Source organism: Streptomyces sp. NPDC101160, from assembly GCF_044768205.1.
GTDB lineage: Bacteria > Actinomycetota > Actinomycetes > Streptomycetales > Streptomycetaceae > Streptomyces.
Genome location: NZ_JBIWPJ010000002.1, coordinates 333,691 through 357,003, shown reverse-complemented (window position 1 = coordinate 357,003; position 23,313 = coordinate 333,691). Strand labels below are relative to the sequence as shown.

At 73.7% G+C, this 23,313-nt stretch carries 20 protein-coding genes and 1 pseudogene; 9 read left to right on the top strand and 12 right to left on the bottom strand.

All coding sequences use genetic code 11. The features are described 5' to 3' along the window. The first annotated feature begins 16 nt into the window (after window positions 1-16). The 3 genes from ACIRSU_RS07220 to idi all read left to right on the top strand — a co-directional run bounded on the left by ACIRSU_RS07220 (window position 17) and on the right by idi (window position 3,185). Window positions 17-958, top strand: a complete 942-nt coding sequence (locus ACIRSU_RS07220) for a cation diffusion facilitator family transporter (protein WP_403789721.1) — start codon at window positions 17-19, stop codon at window positions 956-958. A 200-nt stretch (window positions 959-1,158) separates the two neighbouring features. Beyond that, on the top strand, window positions 1,159-2,436 hold the full coding sequence (locus tag ACIRSU_RS07215) for a GNAT family N-acetyltransferase (protein WP_403789720.1): 1,278 nt from the start codon (window positions 1,159-1,161) through the stop codon (window positions 2,434-2,436). 140 nt (window positions 2,437-2,576) lie between these two features. Further along, window positions 2,577-3,185, top strand: coding sequence for an isopentenyl-diphosphate Delta-isomerase (idi, locus tag ACIRSU_RS07210; RefSeq protein ID WP_403789719.1), 609 nt, complete (start codon window positions 2,577-2,579; stop codon window positions 3,183-3,185). A 67-nt stretch (window positions 3,186-3,252) separates the two neighbouring features. Here the strand turns inward: idi and ACIRSU_RS07205 are convergent. Then, window positions 3,253-3,699 (bottom strand): annotated as a pseudogene (locus ACIRSU_RS07205) (ATP-binding protein); the annotation flags it as partial. Between the two features lie 270 nt (window positions 3,700-3,969). Between ACIRSU_RS07205 and ACIRSU_RS07200 the strand changes: the two are divergent. Continuing rightward, on the top strand, window positions 3,970-4,713 hold the full coding sequence (locus tag ACIRSU_RS07200; protein ID WP_403789718.1) for an enoyl-CoA hydratase/isomerase family protein: 744 nt from the start codon (window positions 3,970-3,972) through the stop codon (window positions 4,711-4,713). Window position 4,714: 1 nt separating this feature from the next. Here ACIRSU_RS07200 and ACIRSU_RS07195 read toward each other — a convergent pair whose 3' ends face one another. Both ACIRSU_RS07195 and ACIRSU_RS07190 read right to left on the bottom strand, forming a co-directional pair. Continuing rightward, window positions 4,715-5,359, bottom strand: a complete 645-nt coding sequence (locus tag ACIRSU_RS07195; RefSeq protein ID WP_403789717.1) for a DJ-1/PfpI family protein — start codon at window positions 5,357-5,359, stop codon at window positions 4,715-4,717. Window positions 5,360-5,395: 36 nt separating this feature from the next. Next, window positions 5,396-6,370, bottom strand: a complete 975-nt coding sequence (locus ACIRSU_RS07190) for a GlxA family transcriptional regulator (protein WP_403789716.1) — start codon at window positions 6,368-6,370, stop codon at window positions 5,396-5,398. A 148-nt stretch (window positions 6,371-6,518) separates the two neighbouring features. Between ACIRSU_RS07190 and ACIRSU_RS07185 the strand changes: the two genes are divergently transcribed. Both ACIRSU_RS07185 and ACIRSU_RS07180 read left to right on the top strand, forming a co-directional pair. Beyond that, window positions 6,519-7,388 carry a hypothetical protein gene (locus ACIRSU_RS07185; protein WP_403789715.1) on the top strand — a complete coding sequence of 290 codons (870 nt, stop codon included), beginning with the start codon at window positions 6,519-6,521 and terminating at the stop codon, window positions 7,386-7,388. A 95-nt stretch (window positions 7,389-7,483) separates the two neighbouring features. After that, entirely contained in the window at window positions 7,484-9,892 is a 2,409-nt protein-coding gene (locus ACIRSU_RS07180) for a Tex family protein (protein ID WP_403789714.1), read from the top strand. Window positions 9,893-10,334: 442 nt separating this feature from the next. Here ACIRSU_RS07180 and ACIRSU_RS07175 read toward each other — a convergent pair whose 3' ends face one another. The 6 genes from ACIRSU_RS07175 to ACIRSU_RS07150 form a co-directional block, all read right to left on the bottom strand. Beyond that, entirely contained in the window at window positions 10,335-10,742 is a 408-nt protein-coding gene (locus ACIRSU_RS07175) for a hypothetical protein (RefSeq protein ID WP_403789713.1), read from the bottom strand. Then, window positions 10,739-11,482: a 2-phosphosulfolactate phosphatase gene (locus ACIRSU_RS07170; protein ID WP_403789712.1), complete on the bottom strand. Its 744-nt coding sequence runs from the start codon at window positions 11,480-11,482 to the stop codon at window positions 10,739-10,741. The genes ACIRSU_RS07175 and ACIRSU_RS07170 overlap by 4 nt, the downstream gene beginning before the upstream one ends. Then, on the bottom strand, window positions 11,482-13,119 hold the full coding sequence (locus tag ACIRSU_RS07165) for an ABC-F family ATP-binding cassette domain-containing protein (RefSeq protein ID WP_403789711.1): 1,638 nt from the start codon (window positions 13,117-13,119) through the stop codon (window positions 11,482-11,484). The genes ACIRSU_RS07170 and ACIRSU_RS07165 overlap by 1 nt, the downstream gene beginning before the upstream one ends. Window positions 13,120-13,288: 169 nt before the next feature. Then, window positions 13,289-13,597: a hypothetical protein gene (locus ACIRSU_RS07160; protein ID WP_403789710.1), complete on the bottom strand. Its 309-nt coding sequence runs from the start codon at window positions 13,595-13,597 to the stop codon at window positions 13,289-13,291. A 123-nt stretch (window positions 13,598-13,720) separates the two neighbouring features. Continuing rightward, window positions 13,721-15,022 carry a M14 family metallocarboxypeptidase gene (locus ACIRSU_RS07155; RefSeq protein ID WP_403789709.1) on the bottom strand — a complete coding sequence of 434 codons (1,302 nt, stop codon included), beginning with the start codon at window positions 15,020-15,022 and terminating at the stop codon, window positions 13,721-13,723. Further along, window positions 15,019-17,103 (bottom strand): Xaa-Pro dipeptidyl-peptidase, encoded by a 2,085-nt coding sequence (locus tag ACIRSU_RS07150; RefSeq protein WP_403789708.1) that lies wholly within the window; start codon window positions 17,101-17,103, stop codon window positions 15,019-15,021. Before ACIRSU_RS07150 ends, ACIRSU_RS07155 begins: the two co-directional genes overlap by 4 nt. A gap of 209 nt (window positions 17,104-17,312) precedes the next feature. Here ACIRSU_RS07150 and ACIRSU_RS07145 point away from each other — a divergent pair, with 209 nt between their 5' ends. Beyond that, on the top strand, window positions 17,313-18,833 hold the full coding sequence (locus ACIRSU_RS07145; RefSeq protein ID WP_403789707.1) for a M1 family metallopeptidase: 1,521 nt from the start codon (window positions 17,313-17,315) through the stop codon (window positions 18,831-18,833). A 95-nt stretch (window positions 18,834-18,928) separates the two neighbouring features. Here the strand turns inward: ACIRSU_RS07145 and ACIRSU_RS07140 are convergent, their stop codons facing one another. Further along, complete coding sequence (locus ACIRSU_RS07140; protein WP_403789706.1) at window positions 18,929-19,480, bottom strand: GNAT family N-acetyltransferase; 552 nt, start codon at window positions 19,478-19,480, stop codon at window positions 18,929-18,931. A gap of 48 nt (window positions 19,481-19,528) precedes the next feature. Here ACIRSU_RS07140 and ACIRSU_RS07135 point away from each other — a divergent pair, with 48 nt between their 5' ends. Then, entirely contained in the window at window positions 19,529-20,131 is a 603-nt protein-coding gene (locus ACIRSU_RS07135; RefSeq protein WP_403789705.1) for a TetR/AcrR family transcriptional regulator, read from the top strand. Window positions 20,132-20,325: 194 nt separating this feature from the next. Here ACIRSU_RS07135 and ACIRSU_RS07130 read toward each other — a convergent pair whose 3' ends face one another. Together ACIRSU_RS07130 and ACIRSU_RS07125 are read right to left on the bottom strand one after the other, a co-directional pair. Further along, window positions 20,326-21,159 (bottom strand): oxygenase MpaB family protein, encoded by an 834-nt coding sequence (locus ACIRSU_RS07130; protein WP_403790201.1) that lies wholly within the window; start codon window positions 21,157-21,159, stop codon window positions 20,326-20,328. A 375-nt stretch (window positions 21,160-21,534) separates the two neighbouring features. Beyond that, window positions 21,535-22,023 (bottom strand): hypothetical protein, encoded by a 489-nt coding sequence (locus tag ACIRSU_RS07125; protein ID WP_403789704.1) that lies wholly within the window; start codon window positions 22,021-22,023, stop codon window positions 21,535-21,537. A gap of 171 nt (window positions 22,024-22,194) precedes the next feature. Between ACIRSU_RS07125 and sph the strand changes: the two genes are divergently transcribed. Beyond that, window positions 22,195-23,187, top strand: a complete 993-nt coding sequence (sph, locus tag ACIRSU_RS07120; RefSeq protein ID WP_403789703.1) for a sphingomyelin phosphodiesterase — start codon at window positions 22,195-22,197, stop codon at window positions 23,185-23,187. The last annotated feature ends 126 nt before the right edge of the window (window positions 23,188-23,313 follow it).

The window sequence follows — 23,313 nt, the reverse complement described above, 5'->3', positions numbered from 1 at the left end:
ACCGGGAGGCCTTGTCATGGGGGCTGGACACGACCACGGGCACAGTCACGGCGGGCCGCCGCCGACCGGCACCGCGGCCCTGGCGCACCGGAACCGACTGCGGATCGCACTCGGCATCACGCTCTCCGTGATGGTGGTGGAGATCGTCGGCGGCCTCGTCGCCGACTCGCTCGCCCTCATCGCGGACGCGGCGCACATGGCGACCGACGCCGTCGGACTGGCGATGGCGCTGCTCGCCATCCACTTCGCCAACCGGCCGCCCGCCGGCAACCGTACCTTCGGCTACGCACGGGCCGAGATCCTGGCCGCGCTCGCCAACTGTCTGCTGCTGCTCGGCGTCGGCGGCTACGTCCTCTACGAGGCGGTCCAGCGCTTCCTCGAACCGGCCGAGACCCGCGGCGGCCTGACCATCGCCTTCGCCGTGGTCGGCCTGGTCGCCAACATCATCTCCCTGTCGCTGCTGATGCGCGGCCAGAAGGAGAGCCTGAACGTGCGCGGCGCCTATCTGGAGGTGCTCGCCGACGCGCTGGGCTCGGTGACGGTGATCGTCGCCGCCGGCATCATCCTGCTCACCGGCTGGCAGTACGCGGACCCGATCGCCTCGATCCTGATCGGCCTGATGATCGTGCCGCGCACGATCAGGCTGCTGCGGGAGACCCTCGACGTGCTCCTGGAGGCCGCCCCCAAGGGCGTGGACATGGCGGAGGTCCGGGCGCACATCCTGGCCCTGCCGGGCGTCGAGGACGTGCACGACCTGCACGCCTGGACGATCACCTCGGGCATGCCGGTGCTCTCCGCGCACGTGGTCGTCACGCAGGACGCGCTGGACTCGGTGGGCCACGAGAAGATGCTGCACGACCTCCAGGGCTGCCTGGGCTCGCACTTCGACGTGGAGCACTGCACCTTCCAGCTGGAGCCGGTGGGGCATGCCGAGCACGAGGCGAAACTCTGCCTCTGAGCGACGACGGGCTGCTAGCCTCGTCGGGACAGACGTGAGTGTGGAGAGGAGCTGAGGTTGATGACCGTCGCGATGAACGCCGCCCGCAGCGGCGGCGCCCGGTCGTCCCTCAGCTTCCGGGTCTCCGGCTGATCTGATCCCGGTTCTCACCGGTACGTCATGACGTCGGCCGGGACCCTCTCACACAAGGGTTTCCCACGTTGTCCGACAACGACATCTCCGAAAACATCTCCACCCAGGCACTCCACGACGCCTTCTTCGCCCTGCACCACGGCCTTCCGCGGCAGGGCCCCGGCTCCGACACCACCACCCGCCGGCTGCTCTCCCTCTGCGGGCCGCTGCCGGCGCGGCCGCGCGTGCTCGACCTCGGCTGCGGCCCCGGCCGCTCCGCACTGCTGCTCGCCGCCGAGGCGGGCGCCGATGTGACGGCCGTCGACACGCACGAGCCGTTCCTGGCCGAGCTGCGGGCGGCGGCCGCCGCCCGCGGGCTCGCCGGCCGGGTCCGTACCCTCCGCGCCGACATGGGCGCGCTCGAGACGCTGGCCGACGGCTCCTTCGACCTCGTCTGGGCCGAGAGCTCGGTCTTCGTCCTCGGCTTCGACCGGGCGCTCGCCGAGTGGCGCCGACTGCTCGCGCCGGGAGGCACGCTCGTGCTCACCGAGTGTGTGTGGACCACCGACGCGCCCGGCCCGGAGGCCCGCGCCTTCTGGGAGGAGCACTACCGGCTCCGTACGGTCACCGGGAACGCGGCGGCCGCCGTCGCGGCCGGCTATCACGTGCTCGGCACGGTCGCGCAGCCGGAGAGCGACTGGGACGAGTACTACGGGCCCCTGGCCGCCCGTGCCGAGTCGGCGGACACCGGCGTCCCGGGCATGGCCGAGGCCGTGGCGGGCGCGCGCGCCGAGATCGCGCTGCGCCGGGCGCACGGCGCCGACTACGGCTACGCGGGCTTCGTCCTGCGGCCCGCCGACCCGCGCTGGCGCACCCGCGAGGAGACGGCCGCCGACATCCCGGCCGTACGGGAGATCAACGCGGCCGCCTTTCCGACGGCGGAGGAGGCGGGTCTCGTCGACGCCCTGCGCGCCGACGGGGACGCCTGGCTGCCGGGTCTGTCGTACGTGGCGGAGGCCCCGGACGGCACGGTCGCCGCGTACGCCCTGATCACCCGGTGCCGGGTCGACGGTGTCCCGGCGGCGGCGCTGGGACCGGTCGCGGTGGCTCCGGCGCACCAGCGTTCGGGCGCCGGGCAGGCCGTCGTACGGGCGGTGCTCGACGCGGCGCGGCTGCGCGGGGAGCGGCTCGTCCTGGTGCTCGGCCATCCGGAGTACTACCCGCGGTTCGGATTCGTACGGGCGTCCGCGTACGGGATCAAGCCAGCCTTCGCCGTTCCGGACGAAGCGATGATGGCGCTCGACCTGGGCGGTTCCGGCGCCGTCGGCGGGGGCACGATCTCGTATCCGGCGGCTTTCGGGGTCTGACCTGTCGGCCGGTCCCGTCGCGCCGGGTGTACTCCGGATGGTGGGACCGGCCATGTCCGGCCGCCGAAGTACGGACAAGCCGGTTTTGTACGGCAGACTGAGGTTGCCCGAGAGGGAGAGGACCGAAGCGAAGGATGGGTATGCCGACCACACCAGCCACCGTGGCTCACACCTCGTCGAACGGCGTCCGGCCGGAGCCGGCCGAGGCGCCGATCATGCTCGAACTGGTCGACGAGGACGGCGTCACGATCGGCACGGCGGAGAAGCTCGCCGCGCACCAGGCGCCGGGGCAGCTGCACCGGGCCTTCTCGGTCTTCCTCTTCGACGAGGCCGGCCGACTGCTGCTGCAGCGCCGGGCGCTCGGCAAGTACCACTCCCCCGGCGTCTGGTCCAACACCTGCTGCGGCCACCCCTATCCGGGCGAGGCGCCGTTCGCGGCGGCGGCCCGGCGCACCTTCGAGGAGCTGGGCGTCTCGCCGTCACTGCTCGCGGAGGCCGGCACGGTCCGCTACAACCACCCGGACCCGGCCTCGGGCCTGGTGGAGCAGGAGTTCAACCACCTCTTCGTCGGCGTGGTGCAGGGCGCCCCGCTCCCGGACCCGGAGGAGGTCGAGGAGACCGCCTTCGTGACCGCGGCCGAGCTCGCCGAGCGCCACGCCGCCGCGCCGTTCTCCGCCTGGTTCATGACGGTGCTCGACGCGGCGCGCCCGGCGATCAAGGAACTGACGGGCCAGTCCGGGGGCTGGTGACCTCGGTGACTTCGGTGACCCCGGCGGCCGGGGTCACCGGTCCGGTCGGCGGCTGCCCCGGAACGAACGGGTTCAGCGGCAGCGCCGCCCAGATGATCTTTCCGCCGCTCGTGGTGTGCTCGACGTCGCAGGCGCCGCCGGACTCCCGGGCGATCTCGCGCACCAGGAGCAGGCCCCGGCCCCCGGTCTGGCCCCAGTCGGCCTCCAGGGCCTTGGGGCGGTAGGGGTGGTTGTCCTCGACGGACACCCGGATCCACTCCGCCCCGATGGCCACCTCGACCGCTATCTCCGGGGAGAGCAGCGCGGCGTGCTTCACCGCGTTGGTGACCAGTTCGGAGACGATGAGAAGCAGTCCCTGCACGGTGTCGTCGTGGACGGGGACGGCCTGCCTGATGAGAAGGTCGCGCACGGCGTGCCGGGCCTGCGGCACGGACACGTCGACCGCGGGAGCGGTGAAGCGCCAGACCCCTTCGTAGGACGGTGGCCGGGCGGGGACGCTCCCGCGGCTTCCCATCATCCGGCTCCCACCCTCGTGCTCGATTGTCGCCACGGGTCGAGTCTTGGGAATCCGCCGGGCCCCCTCCGGCTACTGACCAGAAGTCGACACGTATCGACCGACTTCTGATCGGGTGAGTATGCCAACGTCAGATGTTCGACTGTTCCTGATCCCCCGCTGACGATTTCGGAGGGTGTGGCGTCGGTGTGACCATACTGACGGTACGACGGCCTCCGACCTCCCCCCTTCTTGATCGTGCGGAACGGGTGCCCGGATAGCATCCGGCGCATGGAGCCGCAGCTGACCGTCAGCGTCGTCGACGAGGTCGCCACCGTCGTCATCGCCAACCCCGCCAAGCGCAACGCCATGACCGCCGGCATGTGGCGGTCCCTGCCCGAGCTGCTCGCCCCGCTCGCCGCCGACCCGGCGGTGCGGGCGCTGGTGCTGACCGGCGCTGGCGAGACCTTCTGCGCGGGGGCCGACATCTCCACGCTGCGCGAGCCGGGCGACGAGCAGCAGTCGCTCGCGGTACGGGCCGAGGAGGCGCTCGCCGCCTTCCCGAAGCCGACCCTCGCGGCCGTCCGCGGCTACTGCGTCGGCGGCGGCAGCCAGCTCGCCGCCGCGTGCGACCTGCGCTTCGCCGAAGAGGGCACCCGCTTCGGGGTGACCCCGGCGAAGCTCGGCATCGTCTACCCGTCCTCCTCCACCCGGCGCCTCGCCGCCCTGGTCGGCCCCGCGGCCGCCAAGTACCTGCTGTTCAGCGGCGAGTTGATCGACGCCGAGCGGGCGCTGCGCACCGGCCTCGTCGACGAGGTGCTCCCGGCGGGCGACCTCGACAAGCGCGTCGCCGAGTTCACCCGCGTCCTCGTCTCCCGCTCGCTGCTCACCCAGGCCGCCGCGAAGGAGTTCGCGAACGGGCGCACCGACCGGGACGCCCACTGGACACAGCAGGCCCACGGCAGCGGCGACACCGCCGAGGGCGTCGCCGCCTTCCTGGAACGCCGCCCGCCCCGGTTCACGTACGGGCGCTGAGCTACGACCGCTGGGGGAGCTGCCCGGTGGTCCTGCCGCGCCACTGGGCGACGATCTCGGCCGGGGCCTTCTCCGGCGAGCCCGCGTCGTACGGGGGCTGCGGGTCGTACTCGGTGAGCAGCTGGATGGTCTGCGCGGTCGCGTCACCCGCGATCCGGCCCAGCAGGTGCAGCGCCATGTCGATGCCGGAGGACACTCCGGCGGCCGTCACGTACTTGCCGTCGAACACGACCCGTTCGCCGGTGGGTTCGGCGCCCAGCGCCCGCAGCTCCTCGTAGGCGAGCCAGTGGGTGGTGGCCCGCCGGCCGGTGAGCAGCCCGGCGGCGCCGAGCAGCAGCGAGCCGGTGCACACGGACGTGGTCCAGGTGCTGGTCGCGTCGGCGACGCGGAGCCAGTCCCGGATCTCCGGGTCGTCCTTGGCCGTCCGGGCGTCGGGACCGCCCGGCACCAGCACGATGTCGGGGCGCGGCACGTCCCTGAGGGCCTTGTCGGCGAGGAGGGCCAGACTGCCCTGGTCGCCCCGGACGGGGCGGGCCTCCTTGGCGACGAAGACGGTCTCGGCGCCGGGGAGACGGGCGAGGAGCTCGTAGGGGCCGACGGCGTCGAGGGTGGTGAAGCCGTCGTAGAGGAGAACGGCGATCTGCATGCCGGTCCTTTCGTCGTGGGACGTCGGTTGATCGGTTCAGGGAGTGTGGAAGCGGCGGCGGTAGTCCGCCGGCGCGGTGCCCAGCGCCTTCACGAAGGCGCGGCGCATCGCCTCCGCCGTGCCGTATCCGGCGGCGCGGGCGACCTCCTGGACGCCCTGCGGGGACTCCTCCAGGAGCCTCCGGGCGTGTTCCAGGCGGACGCGGTCGACGTAGCGGCCCGGCGTCGTGCCGGTCTCGGCGTGGAAGGCGCGGGCGAAGTGACGCGGGGAGAGCCGGGCGCGGGCGGCGAGGGCGGGTACGGACAGGTCGTCCTCGGGGTGCTCGGCGATCCAGTGCTGGACGTCCCGGAGCGGTTCGCAGCGGGCGGTCTGGGCGGCCAGCTGGGTGCTGAACTGGGCCTGGTTGCCGGGGCGGCGCAGGAACACCACGAGGTGGCGGGCGACGGTGAGGGCGGCGTCGCGGCCCAGGTCCTCCTCGACGAGGGCGAGCGCGAGGTCGATGCCGGCGGTGACCCCGGCGGAGGTGGCGAGCCGGCCGTCGCGGACGAAGATGGGTTCCGGATCGACGGTGACCGCGGGGTGGTCGCGGGCCAGCTGCTCGCAGGCGACCCAGTGCGTGGTGACCCGGTGCCCGTCGAGCTGCCCGGCCTCGGCGAGCAGCAGCGCGCCCGTGCAGACCGAGACGAGCCGCTCCACGCTCGGCGCGTACGTCCGCAGCCAGTCGACGAGCGCCGGATCCGGGGTCCGGGTGCCCTCGCCGCCGGGTACGAGCAGGGTGTGCGGCGCTCCACCTGCGACGGCGTCGGCGAGCGAGGTGTCCGGCAGGATCCGCAGGCCGCTGTGGGTGCGGACGGGGCCGCCGTCCAGGGAGGCCGTGCGGATCTCGTACGCGTCGGGCCGGCCGGCGGCGCGGGCGCCGCCGACGAAGACCTCCACGGGGCCGGTGACGTCGAGGCTCTGCACGCCCTCGAAGAGGACGACGAGGACGGACCGGACGGGTCGCTGCGTCATGGGTCCATCCTTGGCGGGCGCCGGGGTGTCCGCAATGACGAAGACCCCACCTTTTCTGCCACGTCCGCGCCGTGTTCTCTGCCCCTCCCGGGACGGCCGCCGCCCCGGCCGTTCCCCACGTACCGGCCGGTAGGTAAGGTGCGGCACCATGACGAATCTGCCGCCGCACGCCGTCCGCCGCTGCGCCCACCCGGTCAACCTGCTGCACGCGACCCTGTTCTTCTCGCCCGACCTGGACACCGAGTTCGAGAAGCTCGGCATCGAGGACCGGAGCGCCATGCGCCTGGCCGCGCGCAGCGCGCCGCTCGGCGCGGTCGGCGCCGGCACGGTGGCGGCCACCTTCTACAACTACAACCACGAGCTGCTCGCCCGGCACCTGCCCGCCGTCTGGGAGACCGCCTCCCCCGCCGCCGTGCTCGACGCCCGGCTGCGGACCGTCGACGCCACCTACCGCCGGCTGCTCGGCGCCGAGGCGATCGCCTCGGCCGAGATGGCGGAGGCCGCCACGCTCGCCCTGCGCGCGGCCGAGGCATGCACCCGGCACGCCCGCCCGCTGTACGCCGGAAACGCCGACCTGCCGGTGCCGGACGAGGACGCACCGCACCTGCGCCTGTGGCACGCCACCACCCTGCTGCGCGAGCACCGCGGCGACGGCCACCTGGTGGCCCTGCTCGGCGCCGGGCTCGACCCGGTGGAGGCGCTGGCGAGCCACACCGCCACCGGCAAGGGCATGAACCCGCGCTGGGTCCTCGGCACCCGCGGCTGGGGGCGCGCCGACTGGGACGCGGCGGTGGAGCGGCTGCGCGGGCGCGGGCTGCTCGACGCCGACGGCGGGCTCACCGAGGCGGGCGTGGCGCTGCGCGAGCACCTGGAGGACGAGACGGACCGCCTGGACTCCGCCCCGTACGAGCACCTGGGAGCGGACGGCACGGCCCGGCTCACCGAGCTCGCCAAGGGCTTCCTGATGGCGGCGGTCGGCGCCGGCGCGTTCCCCGCCGACCTCAGCGGCAAGGCGTAGCCGGGACGCAGGGCGGGTCGGTTGCCGCGTACGGGTGACCGACCCGGCAGAATGCATCCGCAAGCTTGAGGCACGAGAAGGCGGGTCGGGACATCGTGACGACGTCCATCGAGGCAAGGATCGCCGAGGAGCTCGGCGTACGCGAGCGACAGGTGAAGGCGGCCGTCGAACTGCTGGACGGCGGTTCGACCGTGCCGTTCATCGCGCGCTACCGCAAGGAAGCGACCGAGATGCTCGACGACGCGCAGCTGCGCACCCTGGAGGAGCGGCTGCGGTATCTGCGCGAGCTGGAGGACCGGCGGACCGCTGTCCTCGACTCCGTACGGGAACAGGGCAAGCTGACGCCCGAGTTGGAGGCGCAGATCCTGGCCGCCGACACCAAGGCGCGCCTTGAGGACATCTACCTGCCGTTCAAGCCCAAGCGGCGGACGAAGGCGCAGATCGCCCGCGAGGCCGGTCTGGAGCCGCTGGCCGAGGGGCTGCTCGCCGACCCGTCGGTGGAGCCGCAGGCCGCCGCGGCCGCGTTCGTGGACGCCGACAAGGGCGTCGCGGACGCGGCGGCAGCGCTCGAGGGCGCGCGGGCCATCCTCACGGAGAAGTTCTCGGAGGACGCCGACCTGATCGGCGAGCTGCGCGAGCGGATGTGGGCCCGGGGCCGGCTGGCCGCGAAGGTGCGGGAGGGCAAGGAGGAGGCGGGTGCGAAGTTCGCCGACTATTTCGACTTCACGGAGCCGTTCACCGCGCTGCCCTCGCACCGCATCCTCGCGATGCTGCGCGGCGAGAAGGAGGACGTCCTCACCCTGGACCTGGAGCCCGAGGAGCCGACGGACTCCCCCGTCTCCTCGTACGAGCCGATCGTCGCCGCCCGCTTCGGCGTGGCCGACCGCGGCCGCCCCGGCGACAAGTGGCTCCTGGACACCGTCCGCTGGGCCTGGCGCACCCGGATCCTCGTCCACCTCGGCATCGACCTGCGGCTGCGGCTGCGCACGGCGGCCGAGGACGAGGCGGTACGGGTCTTCGCGGCGAACCTGCGCGACCTGCTGCTCGCGGCGCCCGCCGGCACGCGCGCCACGCTCGGGCTCGACCCCGGTTTCCGTACGGGCGTGAAGGTGGCCGTCGTCGACGCGACCGGCAAGGTCGTCGCCACCGACACGATCTACCCGCACGTGCCCGCCAACAAGTGGGACGAGTCGCTCGCCAAACTGGCCCGGCTCGCCAAGGAGCACGCGGTCGAGCTGGTCGCCATCGGCAACGGCACGGCGTCCCGCGAGACCGACAAGCTCGCCGGTGAACTCATCGCCAAGCACCCCGAGTTGAAGCTGACCAAGGTGATGGTCTCGGAGGCCGGCGCCTCCGTCTACTCGGCCTCCGCCTTCGCCTCGCAGGAACTCCCGGACCTGGACGTGTCGTTGCGCGGCGCCGTGTCCATCGCCCGGCGCCTCCAGGACCCGCTGGCCGAGCTGGTGAAGATCGACCCGAAGTCGATCGGCGTGGGTCAGTACCAGCACGACCTGTCCGAGGTGAAGCTCTCCCGCTCCCTCGACGCGGTCGTCGAGGACTGCGTGAACGGCGTCGGCGTCGACGTCAACACCGCCTCCGCGCCGCTCCTTTCGCGCGTCTCCGGCATCGGCGCCGGCCTCGCCGAGAACATCGTGGCCCACCGCGACGCCAACGGTCCCTTCCGGTCCCGGAAGTCGCTCAAGGACGTGCCGCGCCTCGGCCCCAAGGCGTACGAGCAGTGCGCCGGCTTCCTCCGCATCCGCGGCGGCGACGACCCGCTGGACGCATCGGCCGTGCACCCGGAGGCGTACCCGGTCGTGCGCCGCATGGTGAAGACGGCGGGCGGCGAGGTCGGCGCGCTCATCGGCAACACGGCCGTGCTGCGCTCGCTGCGCCCGGACGACTACGTCGACGACAAGTTCGGCCTGCCGACCGTCGGCGACATCCTCAGGGAACTGGAGAAGCCGGGCCGCGACCCCCGCCCCGCCTTCAAGACGGCCACCTTCATGGAGGGCGTGGAGAAGATCTCCGACCTGTCCTCCGGCATGGTCCTGGAGGGCGTCGTCACCAACGTCGCCGCGTTCGGCGCCTTCGTCGACATCGGCGTCCACCAGGACGGCCTGGTGCACGTCTCCGCCATGTCCAAGAACTTCGTCAAGGACCCGCGCGACGTCGTGAAGCCGGGCGACGTCGTCAAGGTGAAGGTCCTGGACGTCGACATCCCGCGCAAGCGCATCTCCCTGACGCTCCGCCTCGACGACGAGGCCACCGCCACAGCCAAGCCGGGCGCCCCGAAGCGCGAGCGGGGCGGCCGCCCGCCGCAGCAGCGGCGCGGTGGAGGTGGCGGCGGCCGGAGCGGTGCGGGCGCCGGTGGCGGCAACCGCGACCGCGCCCAGTCCCCGGCCCCCGCCCCGGCCAACAGCGCGATGGCCGACGCCCTGCGCAAGGCGGGTCTGCTGAACGAGCGCGGCTCCCGCGACCAGGGCCGCCGCGGGAGGCGCTGACGCGCCGGACGGCCACGGGAGGGGGCGGGACCTGCCCCTCCCGGGGCCCCGCGGGAGAGCGCCGAGGCCCGACCCGGCGAGAGGGGTTCGGGGCGGAGCGGGGGCGGGGTGTCCGGACTGCGGCAGAACTCTCGCGAAGCGCGGTGAGCCGCAGTCCGGACACCCTCACCCGCGCGGAATCGCCGAACCCCGGCGGCCCCACGGGCTCGGACGCAGCCCGCAGCATCCCGCAGCAGCCAGCAGTCGGCCGGAGAAGGGCGACAGGCACCACCGGGCGGCACGCGCGAAGCGCGGCAGGCACCGCCCGGCGCCACACGCAAAGCACGGCAGGCACCGCCCGGCGCCACACGCAAAGCACGGCAGGCACCGGCCGCGCGCCCGCGCAGCAGCGGGCCCGCCGCCCCGGTCGGGGCGGCGGGCCCAGAACAACGGTCAAGGGTGCCTACGGCACGAACCGCAGCGCCCAGTCCGCGCGGTTCGCCACCGACAGGTCGTCGTCCTCCGTCAGCGGCTGGAGCAGCCGCTGCGCCGTCTTCGGGTCGGCCTGGACCAGGTCGACGATCTCCGTGGCGAGGCCGTCCTGGTCGTCGCCGAGGTCGACGGCGGAGGCGCGCACGAGGACCGGGAGCTGTTCCGTACCGCCGAGGGCGGCGATGACGCCGCCGAGGAGTTCGCGGGCGTAGGAGTTGCGGTCGGCGACCGCGCGGTCGAGTTCGGCGGCGAGGCGCGGGAGGAGGGTCCGGTCCTCCGTCGCCGCGATCTCGTCGGCGAGGTCGATGGTCTCGTCGACGTCGGCGTCGAGGTCGTCGAGCATCGCGATCAGCCGGGTCACGCGGGCGTCGTCGGTCATGGTGCCTCCTGGAATGCGCCGTCCACGAGGACGGGGACGGTGGCGGACGAGTCGGTCTCGGCGGCCACCTCCACGTCCTGCGGATAGCCGTACTCGTACAGTTCACGGCCCGAGTCGCAGCCGTGCAAGGCGGCGGCCGGGTCCTTGGTGGCGGTCCACAGCGTGGCCGCCGCGGTCGCCTCGGGCGTCAGGGTGGCGCCCGGAAGAAGGGCGTGGAGCGCGGCGAGGACGGCGCCGGCGCCGAGGAGGTCCTCCAGGGCGGGCCGCAGGGAGCCGTCGGGCCATCGCTCGCCGGCGGCGACGACAGCGATGCGGGCCTCCGGGCGGTCGGCGAGCCGGCGGGCGACGGCGGTGGCGTTGCGCAGCGAGGCGGCGACGACGGTCGCGCCGGAGCGTCCGGCCTCGGCGGCGATGGTGGAGCCGTTCGGGGAGGGCAGGACGAGCCGGGCGGGCGCGGGCGCGGCGCGCAGGGCGGCCGGGGAGAGCGACCAGGGGTGGTGGGCGGTGGCGGCGCGGCGGCCGACGGCGAGGACGGCGTCGTGCTCGCGCGCGTACGCGCCGGCGGTCTCGTCCGCCCAGGCGTACGGGTGGACGGCGGTGCCGGCCTCGACGGCGACGCCGACGGCGGTGGTGAACGAGAGGACGTCCACGACGACCACGCACTCGGCGCGGGCGCCCAGGCGCCGGGCGTCGACCGGCCCCCACCCGAACGAGACGCCGGCACCGGGTGCGGCGGTCATCAGAGCTCGGTCACCTTGCCGTCGGCGACCTCGATCCGCCGGGTGACGCGGACGGCGTCGAGCATCCGCCGGTCGTGGGTGACCAGGAGCAGCGTGCCGGTGTACGAGTCGAGCGCCGACTCCAGCTGTTCGATGGCGGGCAGGTCGAGGTGGTTGGTGGGCTCGTCGAGGACGAGGAGGTTCACCCCGCGGCCCTGGAGCAGGGCGAGCGCGGCGCGGGTGCGTTCGCCGGGCGAGAGGGTGGTGGCGGGGCGCAGCACGTGGTCGGCCTTGAGGCCGAACTTGGCGAGCAGGGTGCGGACGTCGGCCGGCTCGGTGTCGGGCACGGCGGCGCAGAACGCTTCGAGGAGCGTCTCGGTGCCGTGGAAGAGCTTGCGGGCCTGGTCGACCTCGCCGACGACGACGCCGGGACCGAGCGCGGCGTCGCCGCCGTCGAGCGCGAGGCGGCCGAGAAGGGCGGCGAGGAGGGTGGACTTGCCGGCCCCGTTGGCGCCGGTGATCGCGACGCGGTCGGCCCAGTCGACCTGGAGGGTGACCGGCCCGAAGGAGAAGTCGCCGCGGCGGACCTCGGCCTCGCGCAGGGTGGCGACGACGGCGCCGGAGCGGGGCGCGGCGGCGATCTCCATGCGCAGCTCCCACTCCTTGCGGGGCTCGTCGACGACGTCGAGGCGTTCGATCATGCGCTGGGTCTGGCGGGCCTTGGCGGCCTGCTTCTCGCTGGCCTCGCCGCGCAGCTTGCGGCCGATCTTGTCGTTGTCGGTGGCCTTGCGGCGCGCGTTGCGGACGCCCTTGTCCATCCAGTTGCGCTGCATGAGGGCGCGCGATTCGAGGGACGACTTCTTGTCGGCGTACTCCTCGTACTCCTCGCGGGCGTGCCGGCGGGCGGTGTCCCGCTCCTCCAGGTACGCCTCGTAGCCGCCGCCGTAGAGCGTGATCTGCTGCTGGGCGAGGTCGAGTTCGAGGACCTTGGTGACGGTCCGGGTGAGGAACTCGCGGTCGTGGCTGATGACGACGGTGCCGGCGCGCAGGCCGGCGACGAAGGCCTCGAGTCGTTCGAGCCCGTCGAGGTCGAGGTCGTTGGTGGGCTCGTCGAGGAGGAAGACGTCGTAGCGGGAGAGGAGGAGGGAGGCGAGGCCGGCGCGGGCGGCCTGGCCGCCGGAGAGCGAGGTCATCGGCTGGTCGAGGCCGACGGTGAGGCCGAGCGTGCCGGCGGTCTCCTCGGCGCGCTCGTCGAGGTCGGCGCCGCCGAGGTCGAGCCAGCGCTCCAGGCTGACGGCATAGGCGTCGTCGGCGCCGGGCGTGCCGTCGACGAGGCCCTGGGTGGCCTCGTCCATGGCGGCCTGGGCGGCGGCGACGCCGGTGCGGCGGGCCAGGAACTGCCGCACGGTCTCGCCCTCGCGCCGCTCGGGCTCCTGCGGGAGGTGGCCGACGGTGGCGGTGGGCGGGGACAGGCGCAGTTCGCCGTCCTCAGGGGTGTCGAGGCCGGCGAGCAGGCGCAGGAGCGTGGACTTGCCGGCGCCGTTGACGCCGACGAGGCCGATGACGTCCCCGGGGGCGACGACGAGGTCGAGCCCGGAGAAGAGGGAGCGCTCGCCGTGGCCGGCGGCGAGGTTCTTGGCGACGAGGGTGGCAGTCATCAGGGGATGGATTCTAGGTGACGGCCTCCGTGGTCCGGCGACCCGATGCCGGGGCACCACGTCGCGGTGGGCACCCGCCCCGCAGGCGCGGCGCCCCCGCCCTGCCCACACAGGGAAAAGGCGAGCGCCCCGCCCGGACGATGCCGGGCGGGGCGCTCAAGAAGGGGCCTCAGCCCGGGAAGGGCTTCTGGGCGTGGTCGTCCGCGTCGACGCACGCCTTGATGCGGCGGTCCAGCGCGTCCGCCTGGGCGTTGACGCGGCGGGCCTCCTCGCGGGAGCCGAGCTGCTTCAGCTTGGCGGCCTTGACGCGCAGCTCGTGGGACTCCTGGCGCATCTTCGGGACGTTGCAGGTGACCGTGGCGCCGGCGGCCTGGGCCGTCGGTGCGGTCACGGTCTGCCCGAGCAGCAGGCCCCCGGCCAGCAGCGTCGTGGCGGCGAGAGCCGACAGGGTGCGGCGCAGCGGCGTCGCGTTCGTCATGTGTCACTCCAAGTTCCGGGCCGTCACGGCCCGTTGCCCGTTCAGGTATGGTCAATACCGGTCGGTAACAATACTCGGAACGATCATGGGAACCGCCGCGCCGCGCCCTCGGTCACCAGTTCATCAACACCTCTCCACAGGCTCTCCGCCGGTGAGCCCGTAACTCGCCCGCGGGTCGAGCAGCAGCGGTACGAGCGCGCGCAGCGACTGCCGCAGCGGTACGAGCACCCCGTCGCCGTCCGTCCGTACGAGGATGCCGTGCAGCGCCAACTCGTCCCGCACGTCCTCGTACTGAGCCTCCGTCAGGCGGTAGCCGCAGGGCGGGTCCTGGAGGATCTCGGCGGGTTCGGCCGGGTCGTTGTCGGCGCCGCCGAGGAGGACCGGGCCGCGGTCGGCGAGGCCGGCGAGGCGGGCCGCGGCCGTGGCGGCCATGAGCGGTCCGCGCCGCTCGTCCAGGTAGCCGAACGCGCCCTTGAGGGCGGCCCGTTGGGTGGCGACCCGGCGGCGGTGGTTGCGCGCCGGGTCGTTCTGCTCGGCCGGGTCGAGGGCGTTCTCGCGGGTCTCGACAAGCAGGCCGACGGCGTTCTTGACGCCCGCGGTGTTGCGCAGGATGCGCTCCTGGCCGTCGCCCGCGACCTGCTTGATCGGCTCACCGGTGAGCGGGTCGGTCCAGATGCCGTAGATGCCGCTGCTGTATCCGGCGCGTCCGGCGGCGGGCCGTACGTACGCCTCGGACAGGGTGCGTGCCTCGTCGTGGACGCGCGGGTCGGTGTTGAGGTTGCGCGGCCAGAGGGCGAGCAGGTCCTTGTCGTAGTAGGGCGGGGTGGCCCCGTACTCGTGGAGGTCGTAGATCAGCTCGGGGCGCCGGTCGCGGATGACGGCGGCGAGGGTGCGCGTCTCGGCGGTGCGCAGGGCGAGGTGGTCGCGGTTGATGTCGGTGCCGGCGGCGTTGCCCCGGGTGTCGGCCGCCCGGCCGTCGGGGTTGGCGGTGGGCACGACGAGGAGGGTGGTGCGGGCGAGGAAGCGCCGGGTCGTGCCGTCCTGGGCGTAGGCGAGGTCGCGCAGGGTGCTCAGGCAGGCTTCGCGGCCGGCCGGCTCGTCGCCGTGCTGGGAGCAGATGAGGAGCACGGTGGTGGCGCCGGTGCCGATGGTGGCGAGCCGCAGCGGGCGGCCCTGTGCGGTCGTGCCGACGGTGCGGACGGACAGGGCCGCGCTGTCGCGGTCGACGGCGGCGAGGAAGGCGGTCTCCTCGGCCTCGCCGGTCCAGCGTACGCCGTCGCTGGTCTCGAAGCCGGTGCGCGGCGGCGTCGGGCCGGGCGCGCTGCCCGCGGCCTCGGTGGGGGCGGCGAGGAGCGGCAGCCCCAGGGCGGCGACGCCGGCCGCGACGGTGAGCGCGCGGCGGCGGTGACGGGCGGTGCGGGTCATCGGTCCTCACCGGGGATCGGGGCGCCGGTGCGCGGGGGCGCGGCGACGCCGGTCGGGGCGGCACGGTGCTGAACGGACGGGCCGGCCGTGAGGTCACGTGCCGGGGAGCCGGCCGAGGACGTCACCGCCGGGCCGAAGGCGCCGGCCGGGGCCGTCACCGCCCGGTCGAAGGCGCCCGCCGGGGGCGAGACCGCCCGGTCGAAGGCGCGGGCTCCGCCGAGCAGCGGTACGCGCGCCGTCGTGCGGGCCAGGTCGAGGGTGAGAGTCGGCGTGGTCGACGGAGGGTCGAGGAGGTCCTTGTCGGTGCCGGCGACGATCAGGGCGAGCCGGTGGCCGGCCGGGACGACGTGGTCGGTCGGCGCGAGGCGGATCGTGATCGCGTACGGGCGCCCCGGGGTCAGCGGCCGGCCCACGCGCGGGTCCGCCCAGGTGCCGAGGTCGGCCCAGCCGCGGCTGACGACCGTGTACCCGACGTCCGCCGTACGTGCCTCGGTGTCCTTGTAGCAGGCGCTGTCGCCGTCGGTGCTCGCGCCCCAGCAGCTGCGCCCCGCAAGGGTGGTGATGCCTTCGCCGGGTTCGGCGTAAGCGCGGATGGTGGCGGGGCCGAGGTCGACGAGGACGGCGCTGAGGTGTGCGGTCGTGGTCGTCGGGGTGGCGGTGACGGTCACCGTCGAGGAGCCGGCGACACGCAGTTCGCGGGCGAGCGGCGCGGTGGCGAATCCGGCCTTGGCGGCCGTGGTCCGGTCGATGTCGGCGGCCCACTGGAGCTCGCTCTGGGCCGGGTCGTCGGTGAAGGTCTCGGTGGCGCCGCGCGGTGCGGGCGTGCGGCCGAGGGTGCCGACCCCGGGCGCCGTGCCCGGCGCGGGGCGGAGCACGGTGGTGGCGGTGCCGTGCGGCGGCCAGCTGCGGTCGGTTGCCCAGCGGTCGGGGGCGCGCTCGATGTCGGCCGCCGGTTCGCGGTCGATGCCGTTGTCGTAGCCGAGCAGGTAGTGGTCGAACCAGCGGTGCAGGGTGCGGACCCAGTCGGCGCGGCGGTAGTCGAAGGGGTCGACGTGGCCGGTCTGGGAGAGCCAGATCTTGCGCTCGACGCCGTGCGCGGCGAGGGCGTCCCACCACTGGCCGAACTGGTTGGCGCGGACGTTGAGGTCCTGCTGTCCGTGCACGACGAAGACGCTGGCCTTCACCCTGCCCGCGTCCGGCACGTAGTTCCGCTCGGTCCAGGCCGGGGTCCAGTCGCCGCTGTACGGGGTGGCGGCGGCGATCCGGCTCTGCACGGCGCCGCACCGGGCCCTGGCGTCGCGGCCGGCGACGTAGTCGGAGAGCCAGGTCGGGTTGGCGTCGTAGAGCGGTGCGCCCTGGGAGTGGAAGTAGTCGTACCAGGAGGAGATCGCGCCGATCGGGACGATGGTGCGCAGTCCTTCGACGCCGGTGGCGGCGACGCCGTTGGCGATGGTGCCGTCCCAGCTCTTGCCGATCATGCCGACGGCGCCGGTGGACCAGTCGGTGGCGCGGGCGCGCTCGGTGCCGGTGCGGGTGGTGTAGCCGTGGGCGCGGCCGTTCAGCCAGTCGACGACGGCCTTGGCGGAGCCGACGTCGGAGGGTCCGCCGACGTCGTCGCAGCCGTCGGAGCGGCTGGTGCCGGCGAGGTCGACGGCGACGAAGGCGTAGCCGCGCGGTACGAAGAAGTTGTCGTAGAACAGCGGGAGTTGGAGGGGCCTGCCGTCGGCGTCGTAGGTCTTCTTCTGGCTCTCGTTGCCGCGCCCGCAGCAGGCGTAGTACGGGCTGGCGTCCATGATGACGGGGACACGGCGGCCGGCGGCCACGGGTTCGCGGGGCCGGGCGATGTCGACGGCGACCCGGTCGGTGCGGCCGTCGGCGTCGCCGTCGAGCCCGGTGTCGACCCAGACGGATTCGCGGACGGCGTCGGCGTACGAGTAGACGGGGCTCGACTCCCGTACATGCGGGGCGGCTTGGGCCCCGACGGGTGCGAGGAGGACGGCGGCGAGCGCCGTCGTGGCGGCGACGGCCAGGGATCTGCACGACAGACGGACCGAGCGGGTTCTCCGCGCACGTATCGGCATGGGGCGGAAGGTACCCCGGGCGGCTGCGGTGCAAAAGAGTGCCTGCGGCGCCACCCGCTACGGGCGGTGCGTGTCGGCCGAATGGCGATCATGTGACAGGAGGTGCTCTGGACGTGACGGCCCGTCGCGGGGCTGAATAGTGTCGCCGAGGACCGACGGCCAACCACGCGTCTTACGTTTCCTGCGACTTCACGACCTGAGGAGCACCTGTGCACCGCAGAATCATCGTTCCGAGCGCTCTCGCGGCCTCCTTCCTGCTGGCGATCCCGGCGTCGGCGGCCACGTTCGAGGCGGGCGCTCCGGGCATCGGCGACTCGTACTACCCCGCCAGCGGCAACGGCGGCTACGACGTGTCCCACTACGACCTGCGTCTCAAGTACCAGCCGACGACAGACCTGTTGGAGGGTACGGCGACGATCCTCGCCACCACCAAGCAGAACCTGTCCCGCTTCAACCTCGACCTGGGCCTGCGGGTCAGCGAGGTCCGCGTGAACGGCCGCGTCGCGAAGTTCGCCACGTCCGGCGACCACGAACTGGAGGTCACCCCGGCGGTCCCGTTGGAGAAGAACAAGTCGATATCGGTCGTGGTCCGTTACGCGGGCAAGCCGTCCGAGCTGAAGATCGGCGGCTGGTCGGCCTGGCACCGCACGCCCGACGGCGGTGTGGCGGCGGACGAGCCGGACTCGGCGGTCTGGTGGTTCCCGTCGAACGACCACCCGCTCGACAAGGCGACCTTCGACGTCTCCGTGCTGGTGCCGGACGGCACGCAGGCGATCAGCAACGGCGTGCTGCAGTCGCAGTCCTCGAAGCTCGGCTGGACCCGCTTCAACTGGCGTTCCAACAAGCCGCAGGCGACGTATCTCGCCACGCTCGCCGTCGGCAAGTTCGACATCACGACGGACAAGACGGCCGGCGGTCTGCCGGTCCTCAACGCGTACAGCACGGAGCTCGGCGACAACGCGGGCGCGGCGCGCGCCTCGGTCGAGCGGACCGCCGAGGTCGCCGAGTGGCTGGAGTCGCTCTACGGCCCGTACCCGTTCAGCGCGATCGGCGGCTACGTGCCGAACGTGACGACCGGCTTCGCGCTGGAGACGCAGACCCGGCCGTACTACAGTCCGCGGCAGTTCGCGAACGGCGCGAACGTCTCCGTGGTCGTGCACGAGCTGGCGCACCAGTGGTACGGCGACAGCGTGTCGGTCGGCGACTGGAAGGACATCTGGATCAACGAGGGCTTCGCCCGCTACAGCCAGTGGCTGTGGTCGGAGAAGGAGGGCGAGGGCACGGCGCAGGAGCTCGCGGACTACGTGTACGGGACGCGGGCGGCGGACGACCCGTTCTGGACGGTCAAGCCGGGTGACCCGGGCGCGGACAACCAGTTCGACATCGCCGTGTACGACCGGGGCGCGCTGACGCTCCAGGCGCTGCGGAACGAGGTCGGCGACGAGACGTTCTTCGCGATCCTCAAGGGCTGGCCGCAGGAGCACGCGTACGGCAACGCGCACGTCTCCGACTTCGTGCAGTACGCGGAGAAGGTGTCCGGCAAGCCGCTCGCGGGGCTCTTCAACACCTGGCTGTACCAGCCGGTGAAGCCGGCGGCGCCGGCGGCCACGAAGGCGGGCCTGGCGGCGGCGAAGGGTCTGACCGCCGCGAAGGGTCTGACCGCGGCGAAGCCGGTGCAGCCGAAGTCCTGGAAGAAGATCGCGGAGACGAACACGATCCACGAGCGCTGACGGGCGCACCCATAGAGCGGCGGAGCCGTCGTCCCCCTGGCCAGGCGGGACGGCGGCTCCGTCTTGTCTGCCTTGTCCGCGCGCCGTGCGGGACCTCAGGTGCGGTGGGCCCGCCACTCGGAGGCGAGGATGCCCCAGATCTGCTTGTCGTACCGGGCGCCGTCGTACGGCCATGCCTCGCGCCGCGTGCCTTCGAGGCTCATCCCGAGCCGCCGGGCGACGGCGACGCTGCGGTCGTTGTCGGCCCGGCAGTGCCATTCGGCGCGGTGCAGGCCGCGCTCGACGAGGGCCCAGTCGAGCAGGGCGGTGGAGGCCGCGGTGACCAGGCCGTGTCCCTCGCCGGCCGGTTCGAGCCAGCAGCCGACCTCGCAGGTGCCCCAGTCGGCGTCGAAGACCGTGAACATCACGCCGCCGACCAGCGTGCCGTCGAGCCAGATGCCGTAGAGGCGTCCGCCGTCGGCGGCCTGCCGCTCGCCGTAGCGGACCAGGGTGGCCCGGGCGCCGGCGACGTCGGTGGTGACGAAGGCCGGGCCGACCCATGGCCGGATGTGGTCGCGCGCCCGGTCCAGATGGGCGGCGAACTCCTCGGCGTGCCAGCTTTCGAGCGGCCGGAGGACGGCGTTGTCCCGCAGCGGGAGGGAGAACATCAGGGACCCCATTCACACAACAAGCGTTATGACTATTACCGTAGCAGCATGCCACGTACCAAGGGCGACCACGAGGCCCGGCGCCGTGACGTCTCGGAAGCGGTCTGGCGCGTCCTGGCCGCGCACGGCTTCGGCGGCCTGACGCTGCGCGCCGTCGCCACCGAGCTGGGCGCCACCACCGGTCTGCTGACCCACTACTTCCCGGCGAAGCGCGATCTGGTCGCGTACGCCCTGGACCTGCTCGACGAGCGCACGACGACGCGTCCCCGGCGGCACTCGGGCGAGCCCGGCCTCGCCGCCGTACGGGCAGCGCTGCTCGACATCCTGCCGCTCACCGACGAGGCCACGGCGAGCAACCGGATCTGGGTCTCCTCCTGGGACACGGCCCTCGCCGACCCGGCCCTGAGAGCCGACTACGCGGGGAAGTACGGGCGCAGCCGCGCCCGGCTCGCCGAACTGATCGCCACAGCGCAGGACAACGGCGAACTGCCCCCGGGCGACCCGTCACGCCTGGCGACCGGCGCCCAGTCCTTCGTCCTGGGCCTGGTCGTCCAGTCCCTCCTCGACCCGACGGCCTTCCCGGCGGAGCGCCAGGTGGAGCTGCTCGACGACTACCTGGAGGCACTGGGGGCCACGGCGGGCGGGGAGTAGGCCCGGACGATGGCGACGGCGCCCGGGGCGTCTGCGGCCCCGAGTGCGCTCGGACGGTGGCGACGGCGCCGGCCGGCGCGGCGGGCCGAGGCTGGGCCCGGACCGTGGTGACGGCGCCGGGAGCCGTACTAGGCCTGGCCCCGGATCTCGGCGGCGCCGGCGGCCGCGCCTGGCAGGGACCAGGTCCGATCGACCTAGCCTCGGCGTGCCTTCGCGCGGGCCTGCGCGCGGGCGCGGCCACGGGCCTCGCGGGCCAGGGGGAGGTAGCGCAGGCGCTCGGGAAGGACGGGGACCACGGCCCGTACGACCAGGCCGAGGCGGCGCAGCCGGCGTTCCTGGGCCGGGGTCCAGTCCAGGCCGATGGCGGCGCGGGCGTCCGGCGGCATGAGGCCGACCGTCAGGAAGGCGCGGGCGCGCAGGAAGGGCCCGCGCAGCAGCGGCCAGAGGAGCCGCAGGGCGAGGCGTACGGGAAGGGGGCCGCGGTCGGGCGCGGGCACCGGGGCGTCGGTGGCGAGGAGGTCGCGGACGACGACGGTGGCCTCCAGCTCCTCGTCGAGGACCCGGCGGTAGTACGGCCAGAACTCCTCGATCGTCTGCGGCATGTCCCGGTCGCGGATGCCGAGCACCCGGCCGACCCGGAGCCACTCGGCGTACAGCTGCCGCTCCTGCGCCTCGGTGAGGGGGCGGGCGAGATAGCGCAGGCCGTGGCGGTAGACGGGGTAGCCGGTGGCATGGACCCACGCGTAGTAGGCGGGGTTCAGCGCGTGGTAGCGACGCCCGTGGGCGTCGCTGCCCTGGATCTCCTTGTGGAGCGAGCGCAGCCTGCGCCCCTCCTCGGCGGCCCGCTCCCCGCCGTAGATCCACAGCTGGAGCGAGCGCAGGGAACGCTCGCCTCGGCCCCAGGGGTCGGTCCGGAAGACGGAGTGGTCGTCGACGCCGGCGCCGATGGCGGGGTGGGCGACCTGCATGGTGAGCGCGGCGGGGAGCATGAGCAGCGCCCGGACGTCCCCGGCCACGGTCCAGAGCACACCACCGACGGGCGGCGGCACGGGCTCGGGGCGACGGGGCGACGCAGGCCGGGTGGCCGGCGCGGGGGCGTCGGTGGTCGACGCGGCGCCGGCCCGCGCGGCAGTCGGCCTCGCGTCGGCAGTCGGCTCCTCCGTCACCGGGCCGGTCGGGCCCGGCTGTGGGTACTGCCGGGCGGACATGCGGTCGTTCTCCCTCACGCGGTCTCCCCCTTGTGTGCGTGTCTCTCAGGCTGCCCGGGCTGTGCCCGGCGGGCAAGCGGATCCGGCCCGTCCGGCGGGTCCGGCGGACCGATCCCCCTGCCCCCGGACATGACGCGGGGCCGCGCCCGGGCTGGACTGCCCGGGGCGCGGCCCCGTACGGATGCGCGGGATGCGTCAGGCGCGCTCGGCGCCGACCGGCTCGCCGACGATGCGGCCGGCCAGGGAGCGGGCCCAGGCGTCGACGTCGGCGGAGAGCTCGCGCTCGGCGGTCTCGCGCTCGACGGCGATCTGCTCGTGGCCGGCGGCCAGGATGCGGTCGCGCTCGGCGATGCCCTCGGCGCGGGAGGCGGCGATGGCCGCCGAGCCCTCCTCGGTGGCCTGCGAGCGGATGCGGGCGGCGTCGTGACGCGCCTCGGCGAGCTCGGCCTCGTACTGCTCGCGGATGGCGACGGCCTCGGCGCGCAGGTCGTCGGCGCGCTCGGTGCCGCCCTCGATGGCGTCCTCACGCTGGGCGAGCGTGCGGCTGATCTTCGGGAGAACCCCCTTGGCCAGGATCAGGAAGGTCAGGCCGAAGAGGACGGCGCCGAGGATGAGCTCGGCCCAGACCGGGTTCAGGGGGCCCAGGTCCGTGGGGAAGATCTGCGAGTTCTGCGCGAGGGTCATGCGCGCATCTTACCTAATCGCAAACATCACAATTCAGACAGTGGCCAAAGAGTTGGCGCGTTTGTGCGAACCGCGCAAGATTCGCGGCATCCAACGGCTACCGGAAGGTAACCACGGCTGATTTGATGTGCGGCGCCGGGTCAACCCCCCACCATCCAACGGGAGTTATCAGTGCCGATCGCCGCGCTTCGCCGTACCTCCGGTGCGGTCCTCTCCGTCACGCTCGCCGCCGCCGCGCTCGTCGCGAACGCCCCGGCGGCCTCGGCGGCCTCGGCCGCCGCGACCCCGAGCCTGAAGGTGCTCACCTACAACACCTTCCTGATGTCGACGAACCTGTACCCGAACTGGGGACAGGGCTACCGGGCCGCGACGATCCCCACGACGTCCTTCTTCCACGGCAACGACGTGGTCGTGCTCCAGGAGGCGTTCGACAACACCGCGTCCGACGCCCTGAAGTCGAAGGCGGCCGCCGAGTACCCGTACCAGACCCCGGTCGTCGGCCGGTCCAAGTCGGGCTGGGACGCCACGGGCGGCTCGTACTCGTCGATGACGCCGGAGGACGGCGGCGTGACGCTGCTGAGCAAGTGGCCGGTCGTCCGCAAGGAGCAGTACATCTACAAGGACGCCTGCGGCGCCGACTGGTACTCGAACAAGGGCTTCGTCTACGCCGTCCTCGACGTCAACGGCACCAAGGTGCACGTCGTCGGCACGCACGCCCAGTCCACCGACCCGGGCTGCTCGGCGGGCGAGGCGGCGCAGATGCGCAGCCGGCAGTTCAAGACGATCGACGCCTTCCTCGACGCCAAGAACATCCCGGCGAACGAGGAGGTCATCGTCGCGGGTGACATGAACGTGGACTCGCGGTCCTCCGAGTACGGCACGATGCTCGCCGACGCGGACCTGGTCGGCGCGGACGCCCGCACCGGCCACCCGTACTCCTTCGACACGCAGACGAACTCGATCGCCAGCTACCGCTACCCGACCGACCCGCGCGAGGACCTCGACTACGTCCTGTACCGGGCCGGCCACCCGCGCCCGGCGGGCTGGACGAACAACGTGGTGCCGGAGACGACCGCGCCCTGGACGGTCTCCAGCTGGGGCACGGACTACACGTACACCAACCTGTCCGACCACTACCCGGTGACGGCGTACGCGGCGGGCTGACCCCGCCGGCCGGCCGGCGGCGGGGGGGGGGGGGGGCGGGGGGCCCCCCCCCCCCCCCCCCCGCCCCCCCCCCCCCCCCCCGCGCGGGCCGGGGGCCGGGGCGGCGGGCGCCCCCCCGGCCGCCCC